The following is a 13,191-nucleotide window of genomic DNA, read 5'->3' as shown; positions in this document are numbered from 1 at the left end:
TATTACTGTCCGCTAAACATAGAAATCCTCATTCCAACTCATTGAGACACAATAGTTCGGATGACAGCATGTTAGTGACAAGCCCCCTTATTCATTTTCTGTTACCTCGGGTGGCGATTCAGCCGCTGCTTCAAGCATGAGTTTCATGTCGGCATCCGGCATGTTGAAGAAATTATTCATGTTGAGGTATTCCATAAGTACAATGCGCACCATAGTAGCCAGCCCTGAGAAACTCCACCGCCTCTGCAATGAGCTTTGCAGCAGTGACAGTAATAGATTGGCAATGAGTGTAACCCAAATCTGTATCTTGATGGCGTTGGCACTCTCCCCATAGAAGTATCTAAGCGGGAAGTTCTGTTTTATCTGCTTGAAAAGAGACTCTATCTGCCACCTCCTGCGGTAGATGGCTACGATAGTCTCCATGGACATGTCAAAGTCGTTGGTAAGCAAGGACACCAACTTTGGCATCTTTCCCTTCTTGATATCCACATAGGTGATGATACGCGCTATATGGTTGATACCGCCCTTCCTGAACACCACCACCTGCTCACGATATTCCATCAGCCCATCCTCGTTCATATCCATGCAGTCTACCAACACCTCGTATTTGAGATTTTTCTTCATCTTGGTGACATAGACAACGTTCCTCTCGGTCAGTTCCTCAAACTTTTCATAGTTGATATATGCACGATCCAGGGCAACGATTTCATCATGCTTGAAATGGCTGGGGGCGAGCATGAAGGAATCGTTGGTAGCGGCAGAGGTGAACTTCACGTCACAGTGAACTCCCTCGTTTGCATGAATGACGGAATGCACTTTTATGCCACCCTTCTTCTTTCCCGTCTTAGGATGACGGCCCACGCCCTTGAAGATGACGTTAGAGAACAGGGTTATCGTGGTGGAATCGATGATTCTCAGACGTTTTACCCATTCCTCCGTACCATTGCGTCGGCTGTCCGAAGAAAGTTTGTCCTTATTGGACTCGTAAAGGTCGTGATACACGTCCTCAAAGAATTTCTCCGAGCGTCTGGCGTTCGCGTCTGACAGGGTACTGCGCTTAGGAACCCTGTCAATGCCTATGTGATGAAGCTTGCGCACCTCAGCCGTCATTGCCGCCTCTATCTCGCGCAGGGAGTCGAAGCGCATGATGACTGCATACAGCATCGTAAGAAGATGGGTGAAGCCATCAAAGGTCTTCACATACCGCTCACCGCCGTTCCGACGGGCTTATTTCAACTATTTTATCATGGTCGAGAGATTTTATCAGCTGACCATATACCGGCTGTCCGAAGAAATGTGTACTTTTGCCCATGTTATCTGAGTTTGGAAACAAAAGCAAAGATAACAAAAAGGGCTGATACCTCGTGAGAAGTGTCAGCCCTAATTCATAAAAAATGTGGGATGTTTAGCGGACAGTAATAAATGGAGATACAAGAAAAGAGCTTCTCGCCAGGTCAAGATATCTGCTCTTCAAGTCCGCTGACAAATGGACCGAGCGTCAGAAACTGCGAGCTAAAATTCTTTTTGAACAATATCCGGACATCCAAAAGGCATACGGATTGTGCCATTCTCTGCGCATGATCTTTGCAAAGAACACCATCAAGGATGCAGCCAGACTTTCCATGGCACGGTGGTACAATAAAGTTGAAGAGGCAGGCTTTCATTCATTCAATGTCATTGCTGCCACATTCTACGAGCATTATGATGAGATATTGAACTTCTATAACAACAGGGCTTCGAATGCCATGGCAGAATCGTTCAATGCCAAAATTAAACTTTTCCGAGCTAATCTAAGAGGAGTGGCAGACAAGAAGTTCTTCCTATTCAGAATTGCAAATCTATACGCATATCCCCACTGATTTTCTACTGAGCCCTGACTATGACCAGTCCGCAGACAAATAAAAGCAACAGGCGCTCGGCTAATTGTACGCTGGCAAATAGTGAGTAGTTCTTAAATTCTATGGGCTTTTGTTGCTTACTGATGAGCTGGTGCAAGGCTTCAAACTTTGGGTCAAGCTTCTTACTCGACTCTGATAGTGCCTCCAAAACAAAAAGTTGGTGTTCCTTGATTTTGGCTTGGGTTTCTTTCGAGAGATGGATTTGCACGGTTTCTTGTGTTTTAACACTATCTCCCTTTGGAATAGATAGCTGTTCTGCAATAGTAGTGCGCAGTTCTATCTGTGCCTTACTGATGGCTTTGCATTCTTGTTTAAGTTCTTCGAGCATATCAAGAACAGGTGCTATTTCGTTATTCATACTGATATAAATTTGATGTGATTAAATTCTACGTTTGCGATTAGCTCTATTGCGAAGTTTCTTTTGGAAGCGGAGCTCATCAACATCTACGCCATTACTTGGTGTTGGCATAGAAAACACTTTACTAATTGCTTCAGATAGGTCGGTAATGATATAGCTTTCATCTACAGAATCTACCATAGGCTCATTTTGTAGATTAGTTTTCTCATGTTTGTGAGAATTTTGTTCTATCTCAGCATTGAGGCGAGAGAAAGAGCACGTTCGGTCTATCTTTGAGCCACTGAAACTACATCCGTCTTTTTCAAATATGATTCCTTGAACAACATCGGTGTTGCCTTTCGTTTTGAAACGAGTGGTAATACCTTGTTGCTCTAACCCTGCAACAAAATCTTTCCAAGTCTGAGATTGAAGTAATATAGACTTAATGGTATCGAATATCTCGTATCGTAATTTATCCTCACCTCTCAATCTTGAGCGGTTTACCTCTTGCTTTCCTTCGCCAATGGTTAGACCATAACGCTCTGTCAGTTCTCTACAAATCTTCGTTGAACGATACTTTTCGTTGTGGTCGCTGATGGTTTTGCCATTGTTACCAATGCGATTGATACAAATGTGCAGGTGAGGATGCTGGCGGTCACTGTGCCTTACGATAAGGCTCTGTGTGTCGCCATAGCCCATTTTATGGAGATATTCGTTGGCTATCTTCACCATTGTTGCATCTGTCAGTCGTTCTGAATCATGTGCTGAGAATGAGAGTATGGTATGACAAACTGGTTTTTGTACATTCGGACGCATAGAGGCTTGCAAGTTGAAGTCGTGTGCAATGTCATTTGGTAAAGAACTGCGTACGTCATTAGCTTGTAAAACCTTGACTTGACCTTCGCATTTGCTGAGCATATAATTGACAACTCCACTGAAGTTTGTTCCTTTAATAATCTTGGCTATCATGGTTTCAATCGTTTCATGAGTTCGTGAGTAAGTTGTTTCAGTGCGTTCAAATCTTCATTGAGGGTAGAAATGTCAAAGGCATTGAGCCGATGGGCTATCTGATTGAGATTATTTGCCATACCCGAGACTGTGCGGATGAGTTGCATTTCTTCTGGTTTGATGTGTGCCTTAACCTCGGCTTTTGTAATGAGCCGACGTAAAAACTCAGTACGAGTGATAGAGGCTTCTCGTGCTTTACCCAGCAAAGTGTAGTACTCCATTGTATTAAGCCGAAGAAGCACTTGGTATTTCCGTTTCTCTGATAAAGTCTTGATGGGTCGCCCACCTTTATTCTTCTGTTCCATATTCTTGTTTTTTGATGAGACCAACGGGTTTTCACTTCCCAATGGTGGGAGCAAGTAGGTTTTGAGATACTCAAAACACAAACTTGCTTCCCAAACACACGCTATCTTCTAATACCACGCTTAGTTGTCGGTAATAACACCTGTTTCTCATTGATTTTGGATTGAGCAACGAGCCATTCGTTGAGGTCTTTGTGCTCTGGGTAACGTGTAGCGCCATCAACGATTTGCGGAAAGATTTGCTTCAAAACGGCAAAAGATTTACGTCCGGCATCATCATTATCCAGAAAACCTTCTACTTCTTGATAACCCATTATTTGCTCTTGAATGCGTGGCAAAAGTGCCAAAGAGTTGAGAACAATGGCATCGCTCATTGAAGATGGATTGAGTGTTTTCCATGAAAGAAAGTCCATAAAACCCTCAAATATTTGCAAGCGACCAGCACCTCTTTTAATCGTCGTAACAGCCTTCGGTGCGACACATCCTTTGAAATACATATTGCGGATTTCCCATCCCAAAGCATCGTTTGCAAATCCAATGGCATAGTATGTCCGTTTCATGTTTTGGAATAGAACTTCCGAGCAGTAGGAATTGGCTACGGTAAGGGGAATGGCACGCGCTGTGAGATAGCGAAGCAAATTAGGATTGGAAAGCGGTTGTGCTGAGAGGATTTCCAACTTGCGCTCAGAGAATTTTCTCTTACCTCCAAAAGAAAATTCTTGATGCGCTACTTGTTTTGTCCCGCAAAGATGCTGGATGGCTTCGCTGATAGAACAACGATGCAAAGCACATACAAGGTCTATGATGTCGCCATGCTCGCCCGAACCAAAGTCATACCATTGGTTGCGCTCTGTGTTTACTTTGAATGATGGTGTACTTTCGTTGCGCAGCAGAGAGTAGTACCAATAGTTAATGCCATGTACTCGTGCTGGCACATAGCCCTGTTGTTGCAAATAATCTGTGATAGAAATTTGCTTGATGTGTTGTATTTCCATTGTGATGTTGTTTTAAGTTGAAATGAATTTGCCCCAACCTTTTTCTTTTGGAGGTTGGTTGATTCTTGTTTGGTCGGACGGTCGTACACTATAGGCACCCATTTGCGACCGACCAAACTTATTTCTATTTGGTCGGATTGGTTCAGGTATATATAGCCTGCGTCCGACCGACCAAAGGTTTTAGGGTTGATTATCTCAGTTGAGCCGATATTTCCCTCGCTCTTCCTTTATTAGCATACCTTTATTGAGCAGAAACTGCAAGAGTTCTTTGAGTTTGGTTTGCCCATAAGATTGCCCTACGACCTCAGCATAAGCCTTTTTGAGTGCTGCAATGAGTTCGCCATAGGGCAAGACTTCACGCAAAGAAAAGGCTTGTGTCAATGCTTTACGATGTCCGGTGTCGCTTAGGTCGTGGTATGAATGGCGGTGGGGCTTGCAGTCTGCGTCCGTGTAGGAAGTATCGATTTCGGGAACGCACACCTCATCTTCAACCTCCTTGAGCCGAAAGGCAAACTTTTCAAAAGGTTTGGAGCGGATGATGGAGGGTGCAACGATGCTTCGGTCGGGCAGCGTGTTGTCTTTCGTGATTTGCAAGACTGTCTCTGCCTTGTTGTTGAGTTCCGTGCCGATATGCCCTCGCGCGTTGTCATCGCCTTTGTTGAGGTGAAGCACGGTTTGAATATGGATATTCTGCTCGCTCGTCCACTGCATCAGGTCGCCTACAAGTTTAGTCGCCTCCGTTGAGTTGTTGATGTCGAGCATCAAATCTCGAATGCCGTCAATGACCACCAAGCCCACGTTGGGTGCATGGTAGATGGCGTAGCGGATTATTTCTCTGCGCTCATTTGGGTCGGCAATGGCTCTGAGGTGGCTGAACTTCAAATACTCTGGCTCTCTATCAATCGGCAGTCCTGCCAATCGCAGAATGCGTTGCATCACGAGTTGGCAATGATAAGGGCTTTGCTCAGTGTCAAAGTAGAGGATAGTGCGCTTGCTCTCGGGAAATGATGCCCGATACTCCAGAACTTGCCCATTGACAAGAGCTGCTGCAACGATGGCACTCACATTGAAAGTTTTCTTTGCTTTGGCTTTACCTGTTGACACACTGAAGTTGCCCAATGTGCCAATTATGGCTTCACCTGCTTGCAGTACAACTGGAGGAAGCGCAAACTCGTCCGTAACATGGATAAGCGATGCTTGCCAAATGTTTTCATAATCAGTCGTGTTCATCCTCGTCCTCCTGTCTTTCGTCCTGCCAATTCCAGCGCAAGGTCGGCATCCACAATAATCTTGCGACCTACTTGCGTAATGGCACGATTGATTTTGCCACTCTGTTTGATACGATTAGCTGTGGGCAGACTGCACCCAAAGAGGCATGCAATGCCAGCCAAGCCGTACACATATCGCTTTTCTTCTTTGGAGGAAGAAGCCTTTGTTGATTCCCTGCTCGTGGATATATTACCGTGTTGTGCAAGGAAAAGTAATTCTTCACCAGTCATCTGCCAAACAGGCTTGTCCAGTAATTCGTTTATCGTCATAATCCAATTGTTTTGAAATGAAAATTCGTCCTTGCGCATAGGGCTTTCAGTCAGCTCTGACGATACAAAAGTAGAGGGCTTTTAATGTTCTACCAAGTGAAAGGGATATGGCGGGAAATATAAGAGAAAATAGGGAAATCAGAGACTATCAAAAACACTTAAACCATACTCATAAAGTGAACAATATCGGGCAAAATACCGTTTATAAGTAATCATTATGATTGTTTTAGTGATTTTCTCTTACACGTACATTAGATTCTGAACAGGTGTAGATCTATAAAAATATTGAGAGGAAATCGTGTCTAATTTTTCACCAAGGGTAGCAACCTAACTTTGTGAAGGGAAAATAAGCCTCTGTTCGCTAAATTCAATCTCTCATTTACTTCCAGCAAACACTCTCCCTCGTAAGAATAATCTTTGACTCCGTGTCATCACCACGACCAAAGCTGCACGGTCAATGTCCCAGACCAAGCACGAATACCAGCAACCGCCAACCACAGTGCGAGGTCGATTACACATACCGCTTCAAGCCTACGGCAACACACTCCCTCCTCCCTCGGGCATAAAGACAATGGGCGGTAGCCTACCACTGGGCGAAAATGTCCTCCAAAGCGAGGCGACTACCGATAAAAAGAAAGCAGACCTTGGTGCCGCACTGGGCGGATCCAAAGTCTGCTTGATTATGTATTAAAATTAACGTGAGTTCGACGAATTCAGAACAGAGCAAGTTGTGTATCAATAGTCCTTTGTACATTGATGCACGGCTTCTTTGGAAACAAACAATAGGCAGCAATAGCACCTAATAAGTTGACGATGAAATTGTCAAAGCATCTATGACTGGAGTGCTCCACCTGCGCAATATTCTTAAGCTCGTCATTCACACTTTCTATAATGGCTCTTTTTCTGAGTAAGAGCCTGGCAGAAACACTCATCAAAGCTCCTTTCATGTTACTTTTCAATTTGGCAATAAGTTGTATTCCATCCACAAACAGTCTTTGGAAGAGATTCTTGCCGATGTACCCCTTGTCGCTGACCAGCTTGCCATATATGAAATCTACAAAAGCTTTGTATTCCAAAGGCTTACGGTCATCAATATCTCCCGGTGTTATCATAAAATTGATAAGCTCTCCTTTCTCATTACAAATCAAATGTAATTTGAAACCGAAGAACCAACCCATGGAGCATTTTCCTCTTTGGGCTATACCTTTGAAAACCTTGTGAATATGTATTCTTTGGTTCTTGCAGACACGTAGTGGTGTGCTATCAACGAAGCTTATGCCCGTACATTTGCCCAACAGAACCTTCTTGATAAACAAGGTTAAGGGTACGGCTACCTCCCTTTCCAATTCTACTATACGGTTGTATGAGACAACTTTAGGAAACAAATGACGCAGATGCTTACATACTTTTTCAATATAGAAATGTTTAAAGCAACGATAACCAGAGTCGTGAAAAAGAATCATTATTAGCATGACTTCTGCCTTTGACATCGTGGAATTACGCTGATAGTTTCTTTTTCCGGTAGGTTTTAGCGTATATTTTGCCGTCATTGCATCAAAAAACTTGCAGAAATCATCTGCCATACAAAATATTTCAGTAACTTTGTCCTCGGTGATCATAGCGATTTTTGTTTGTAATTGTTTGTAAATCAATACTATAAAGTTACAACAATTTTCGCTAATCACCAAATTTACAGACACTTATAATTCATCGAACTCACGTTAAAATTATGTCTATTTTAGTTTTGTATTGAAGTCAACCTTCCATTTTCAAAATAGAGATAACTTCCATAGCCATAGACCCATTGCTCATGAACTCCCCAAGATCCAGATGTTTTATTGATGTCAGAGGGCTTTCCCCATGATTCTTCACACATTTTCTTCGTAAAGCCAATTTTTACCTTTCCTTGAATTATGAGTGTGCCATTAGCTTTACCATATTTTGTAATCATTGATTTTTCCCAATTAGCCTTTTTCTTTGATTCGGCTAAATACTCATTATACGGAATAAAATTCTTTAAATACGTACTACAAAACACATCTTTTATATCGTTCGATGTGAGTATATAGCCTAGCATTGCTTTGTCATCAGCTTCTATGAAAGTTAAATCAACAATTTCCCAAACATGGTTTTGGGGGATGCTTTGAAGTGGTTTTCCATCTGATAGGTTATAAACAATATAATCACCTCCCAATGAACGGTTTGATGTGTATTGATTCACATACTTTTTCCCCTTCATTGTTTCTCGCAATTTTTCAAAATAGCCTAATATTATAAACTTATGTATGTTTATAAGTTCATCTCTTTTTGTGAGAACATCATTGTTATACTCATCATTTACAAAACCAACATCCAAATAATTTCTACCTGGGTATTTTTCGTTACTGACTATCAGATAAAAATGTTTTGTACGATACGTTCCTCTATCATCAGACTGAATAGAGTCCGCTCCTATAATGTCAAATACTTCATTATTAAAAGTACCAAATTTTGATTCATATATTGTAAATCCAGTATCTGGTGATATAACAGCTTCGTTACAATATCCGCGAGAATTTGGTTTCCGTGAATATATAGTTGGACCGTTATCCAACCCTATTGAAGACCTACCCATTTCTGGTAAGATTTGTATCTTTTGTCCAATGAGAGACGGAAGGTTGTTTCGTGTTATATTGGTAAGGCTATCATAAGGAAGGATAACCCGCTCTTCGTCTGCTTGTGAAACAATCTTATAAGACTGTATTTGAGCGAAATTGCACAATGCTATGGCACAAAGTGCAAGTGAAAGAATGTACTTTTTCATATCTCTTGAATTTATAAGTTTTACAATCAACATTTCTTTTCTTCAACCAAATATGAATCAACAGAGAAACTCCACTTACCTTGCATGAATACTTCTTGATAAGGGTCTTGAATCATAGTTGGCACATAATCTTCTTCATTAATTTTATTGTAGTCTACCAAGTAAATATAATAATCGTGTTTTCTCAGTTTAGCTGAGTCTATTTCATTCTTAGACCAATGAAAATGGTTATTACCCTCAAAGGTCTTTACTTCAATGTATCTGCGTTGAGTGGAGGATTCGCTATGGAATGATATAATATCATAACCTGCAGAAACATCGATTTCTGAAATCTGTTTAATTTTTTTCTTCTGTTGTTCGGTATATGGGCAACGTTTCCTTTCAAAATCCAATACAAACAGTTCGCCCTCTTCACCCATGAGTCTTTCATGCTCGAGTTTTTCCATAAGCTGACTCAGGGACATGGTACGCTTGTGTTTTATCGCCTTTTTGAAAATCTGTTCGTATTCATTGCTAATAATGAATTTCAATCCATCTGTTTTGACAGCTCCAAAACTTACGAGAAGATTTCTAAACACAGCAGATTCTAATCTGAATGCCCTCCGAGGAATATAAAATAAATCTTCTTGTTCGTCATACGTAACTTGTGCGTCATCGAATAAGCCATTTTTACTAAGCACATTAAAGCAATGAGAACAAAGTTCCCTAATAAACACATCTTCATGGATTGCGTGATAAGTTAAGGACTTGGATACACATAAATCACCCTCAACATTTAATAAGTCAAGTTCTTGTAATGCTAAAATTCCACATGGAAAAACAAGGTCTATTCCTTCAACAAAAGAACATGCGGCTTTTACTGACGACAAACTTACATTGTTTCCCGTCAGTAATTTTCTACAAAGGAATAGAATTCCATTTTTGTCCCCGATGGAACTATATCTTTTTAGCTCTTGCCTCATAGTCGCGTAGAATAGCTTTTACATCATCTATGCCTCCAGATTCTAAAACGTTATCAAAAAGAGGTATAGGCATACTCTCCATTATATCGTTTAGTCGTTGCTCTTTCTCTGCAAGTCGTTTGTTAATGGTTTCATCTATCGTATCTTTAGATATAAGATAGTAATACTTTGTATTAACGTCTGGTTTCAAGCCATAACGGTGTATTCTATCTTTAGATTGTATAAAGTGAGCTGCATTAAATGACCTTTCAATATATATCGCATTATGACATTTCTTGTGCAGAGATATTGATTCTGCAACAGCAAATGGATTTGCAAGAATTACTCTGAATGAAGAATCGTCGCGATTAAACTCACGGACAATAGATTCACGAGTCAGACTATTCATTTCATCTGATCCATCGCTTGCTTCCACAGGAGTTGCCCCATAAAGCATTCGAGAAGCTATACCTCGTTCTTTTAGGTATTCACTCATTCTTTCAATATTGCGAATAAAAGAAGCCCAAATGACAACTTTACCACCAGCTTTAACTATTTCTTCTGCAATATCGGCTGCTTTGATGAATTTGTTTGGAACTTCAGAAGATACAAACTGCTTAATGCCAGCAATAAAATCGCTATCTTCTTCTGATTCTGCAATATCCTCACCAACATCATCAATATCAGTCAATTTAGAATTTAGCAATTCTGGATTGGTAGCGACTTGCATCAAGCGAATAAACTTCGCTTTTCTAACTTTTTTAAGGAAAGGAGACATATCTTCATCAATCTCGGCCATGAACTTATTTTCTATTGCATTATAGATTGATTTCTGAGAGTCTGACATTTCCACTTCAATTTCCTCAAAAAAAGCAGGCGGAATGTTTAGGTCACTTTTGCGCACACGAATAAAGAATGGTGCGATTTTATTTATTAAATCGTCCACTCGTTCATCTTCAGATGAATGACTCATGTTTACGAGTTGTGGAACATTGTATGTTAACACATCTCTATCCGGCCAAATGAAATGAAAGAGATTATACAAATCTTCATACCCATTTGGAGCCGGAGTTCCTGTAAGTACAACACGTGAAGCGGCTTTTGAAGCCAATTCCATTGTAGATGCAGCCATAATACCACCGTGGGTGTTTTTGATTTTATGTGCTTCATCTAATACGACCATCGCTTTATGTTGCGATAGGAAAAAAAGCAAATCATCCTTGATTGAGATAATTGATTGGTATGACGTAAGAGTGATGTCTGCATGGGACATTCCATGTAGATACAATGATTTCTCTTTCGTAGTCATACCACCAATAAGACGCATCGATGTTGGTTCTGTACCAAAGCACTCTTTATATTCAATTTCCCATGGGCCGAATGAACTTAAAGGACCAATAATAACGATACGATTTACGTGTTTAGGGTCGTCTTTAGGGAGATTATGGAGATAAGCATAGGCTCCATAAACCACACTTGTTTTTCCGGCACCAGGTACAGAAAAATTACAAGCGTTTTGAGCGAATGCCATATGGTATGCCGATAACATTTGTAATTTATACAGCTGTCGATTCGGCATATTTTTTATAAGAGACTCTTCAAAACGCTTGAATTCATCAATCTGGGGATGATTATCTCTGATGTTTCGTGCTTGCTGGGAGAACTCTTCAAACAGAGACTCTTGTGTTCGGAAATTTTGCATTTCACGGTTGATACCTTCTCCGAACGAAATATCACAGTTAATGTATTTAGCAAGAACCTTGATATGGTTCATGGTTACATTGACATTCTCTGTAATTTCAACTTGTATGTGGTCTCCACAATCTGAAAATTTCAGATTAGAACGCATATAGAGCTTTGCCATTCGATTGCGGCGAATTTTATCTGCACCCTCACGAATGACAATGCTGTTGCCTTGAGACTCTATTTGAAGAACTCCTGTATTATTCATCTATTCTGCTTCTAAGTTCGTCTGCTTGTTGAATGAGATTTTGTAAGCCTTCCAAAATTTCAACCTGATACTTCTTAATACTGCTTGCCTGAGGATCAATGGAGCCCAATGAAGCAATGGCACCCAAAGCTTTTTTTACGAGAAGCATAGGCTCTTTGGCACGAAGTTGACTATCAATGTCGTCTTGTGCCGCATTGAAGTTATCTTCCATTTGCTGCTTAACGTGTTTGCGCCATTCCTGGTCACGAGCTTGCATACATGGAATAATGTCATCGCCTGTTGCGTTCTGTATGTATTCATCAACGCTTTTCTCTTCATAACTTGCAACAGCTTCGTTATGCTTGTCAAGGAAATTTTCCCATCGAGTCTTTGTACCGAAAACACTCGAAGAGGCCTGACCAGGCTTACGGAATAAATCGCGAATATCATTTTGAGCTAACCCCAATCTTATATAGTCAAAAGAAACAGCTTTTAGGTTGTTGACATCTTCTGGTGTGAAGCTCCACATATTAGCGACTCCAGCACTATACTGTTTAAGGGCAATGTTCAGTTTCTGGAAAGAGTCCTCGTGTCCTTCTGCCATTGTATAAATGCCGTCATACTCATAGAAGCTAAGATACTCATCCATCAAGGAAAGAATTTCGAGGTTTGTGTCAATATCTTTCTTCTTTATCCCCATGAAATTTGCAATCTCATCTCTCGTAAAACCAGCATCCTCTAAGTCTTTGCATTTAAGGTATTTTTCAATAGGGTTATAATCTACTTTCTCGTCTTCTCCCATCTGGAAGGATGTTTCGAGTTGGAGAATGTCTTTCTTTGTCGCATTCTCTGGTAGAATTACTGCTCTAAAGAATTTGCATCTATTCTTTTCCTCTTGCGTAGCTCTCGCGTCACTAAGGATTCTGTTCATCAAAGATACTCTTCGATTACCATCAACGATGACACCATCTGAAGTTACGATACCGAATTTAAGTTGACCTACTTGTCGAAGGCTTCCCATCGTCTTTTCGTTCTTGTCTGCTTTAGATTGCCACAAGAATTTTTCGATGAGTGCAGCATCGTCTGTAAGCTCTGGATTAAGTTTGTGGTTCTGTTTCTCATAAGATTTAACCACACTACCGATACGACCATTATACTGATTGTAGATGAGACATTCCATAGGAATCTCCCATACATCAAAAGATTTTCGCTCTCCTCGATAGAGAAGAGGATAACCTTGTGCAAACGGCACTTTCTTTTGAATTTGCTTCAGCAATTCAATTCTTTGACTACGTTCCATATATTAAATAGTCGTCCCTCAAGAACTCGACTTACAACCAGCAAAAGGTATTGGATAACACCTTTGTTTCGTTAAAGTTGGAATCCACTCCTTGAATACTCCATTTTATCATAGTTCGAATAAGGCACAAAAGAAGCCG

Annotated in this window: 11 protein-coding genes and 3 pseudogenes; 2 read left to right on the top strand and 12 right to left on the bottom strand. The window is 40.8% G+C overall.

Going from position 1 to position 13,191, the window contains the following annotated elements:
- Positions 1–87: 87 nt before the first annotated feature.
- Positions 88–1,312, bottom strand: a pseudogene (locus tag E0E16_RS06820) (IS4 family transposase).
- Between the two features lie 109 nt (positions 1,313–1,421).
- Between E0E16_RS06820 and E0E16_RS06815 the strand changes: the two are divergent.
- Positions 1,422–1,859, top strand: a pseudogene (locus E0E16_RS06815) (ISL3 family transposase); the annotation flags it as partial.
- Between the two features lie 16 nt (positions 1,860–1,875).
- On the opposite strand, the pseudogene E0E16_RS06810 reads toward E0E16_RS06815, so the two are convergent.
- The 6 genes and pseudogenes from E0E16_RS06810 to E0E16_RS06785 all read right to left on the bottom strand — a co-directional run.
- Positions 1,876–2,256: pseudogene (locus E0E16_RS06810) on the bottom strand (hypothetical protein); the annotation flags it as partial.
- A gap of 21 nt (positions 2,257–2,277) precedes the next feature.
- On the bottom strand, positions 2,278–3,204 hold the full coding sequence (locus E0E16_RS06805) for a relaxase/mobilization nuclease domain-containing protein (protein ID WP_130829666.1): 927 nt from the start codon (positions 3,202–3,204) through the stop codon (positions 2,278–2,280).
- Positions 3,201–3,548 carry a plasmid mobilization protein gene (locus tag E0E16_RS06800; protein WP_130829665.1) on the bottom strand — a complete coding sequence of 116 codons (348 nt, stop codon included), beginning with the start codon at positions 3,546–3,548 and terminating at the stop codon, positions 3,201–3,203. The genes E0E16_RS06805 and E0E16_RS06800 overlap by 4 nt, the downstream gene beginning before the upstream one ends.
- 101 nt (positions 3,549–3,649) lie before the next feature.
- Entirely contained in the window at positions 3,650–4,540 is an 891-nt protein-coding gene (locus tag E0E16_RS06795; protein WP_130829664.1) for a DUF8464 domain-containing protein, read from the bottom strand.
- 195 nt (positions 4,541–4,735) lie between these two features.
- Positions 4,736–5,770: an AAA family ATPase gene (locus tag E0E16_RS06790; RefSeq protein WP_130829663.1), complete on the bottom strand. Its 1,035-nt coding sequence runs from the start codon at positions 5,768–5,770 to the stop codon at positions 4,736–4,738.
- Positions 5,767–6,078 carry a DUF3853 family protein gene (locus E0E16_RS06785; protein ID WP_130829662.1) on the bottom strand — a complete coding sequence of 104 codons (312 nt, stop codon included), beginning with the start codon at positions 6,076–6,078 and terminating at the stop codon, positions 5,767–5,769. Before E0E16_RS06785 ends, E0E16_RS06790 begins: the two co-directional genes overlap by 4 nt.
- A gap of 457 nt (positions 6,079–6,535) precedes the next feature.
- On the opposite strand from E0E16_RS06785, the gene E0E16_RS06780 reads away from it, so the two are divergent.
- Positions 6,536–6,769 (top strand): hypothetical protein, encoded by a 234-nt coding sequence (locus E0E16_RS06780; protein ID WP_130829661.1) that lies wholly within the window; start codon positions 6,536–6,538, stop codon positions 6,767–6,769.
- A 22-nt stretch (positions 6,770–6,791) separates the two neighbouring features.
- Here the strand turns inward: E0E16_RS06780 and E0E16_RS06775 are convergent, their stop codons facing one another.
- The 5 genes from E0E16_RS06775 to E0E16_RS06755 form a co-directional block, all read right to left on the bottom strand.
- Positions 6,792–7,697: an IS982 family transposase gene (locus E0E16_RS06775; RefSeq protein WP_130829660.1), complete on the bottom strand. Its 906-nt coding sequence runs from the start codon at positions 7,695–7,697 to the stop codon at positions 6,792–6,794.
- Between the two features lie 119 nt (positions 7,698–7,816).
- Entirely contained in the window at positions 7,817–8,881 is a 1,065-nt protein-coding gene (locus tag E0E16_RS06770) for a hypothetical protein (RefSeq protein WP_130829659.1), read from the bottom strand.
- 26 nt (positions 8,882–8,907) lie between these two features.
- A complete protein-coding gene (locus E0E16_RS06765) occupies positions 8,908–9,843 on the bottom strand; it encodes a protein NO VEIN domain-containing protein (protein ID WP_130829658.1) in 936 nt (311 codons plus the stop codon).
- Positions 9,818–11,773 (bottom strand): DEAD/DEAH box helicase, encoded by a 1,956-nt coding sequence (locus E0E16_RS06760; RefSeq protein WP_130829657.1) that lies wholly within the window; start codon positions 11,771–11,773, stop codon positions 9,818–9,820. The genes E0E16_RS06765 and E0E16_RS06760 overlap by 26 nt, the downstream gene beginning before the upstream one ends.
- Positions 11,766–13,052, bottom strand: coding sequence for a hypothetical protein (locus E0E16_RS06755; protein WP_130829656.1), 1,287 nt, complete (start codon positions 13,050–13,052; stop codon positions 11,766–11,768). Before E0E16_RS06755 ends, E0E16_RS06760 begins: the two co-directional genes overlap by 8 nt.
- Between the last annotated feature and the right edge of the window lie 139 nt (positions 13,053–13,191).

Origin of the sequence: Prevotella rectalis, from assembly GCF_900607215.1 — a bacterium.
Taxonomy (GTDB): Bacteria; Bacteroidota; Bacteroidia; order Bacteroidales; family Bacteroidaceae; genus Prevotella; species Prevotella brunnea.
The sequence above is the reverse complement of the archived record's forward strand: the minus strand, read 5'-3'. Positions and strand labels throughout refer to the sequence as shown.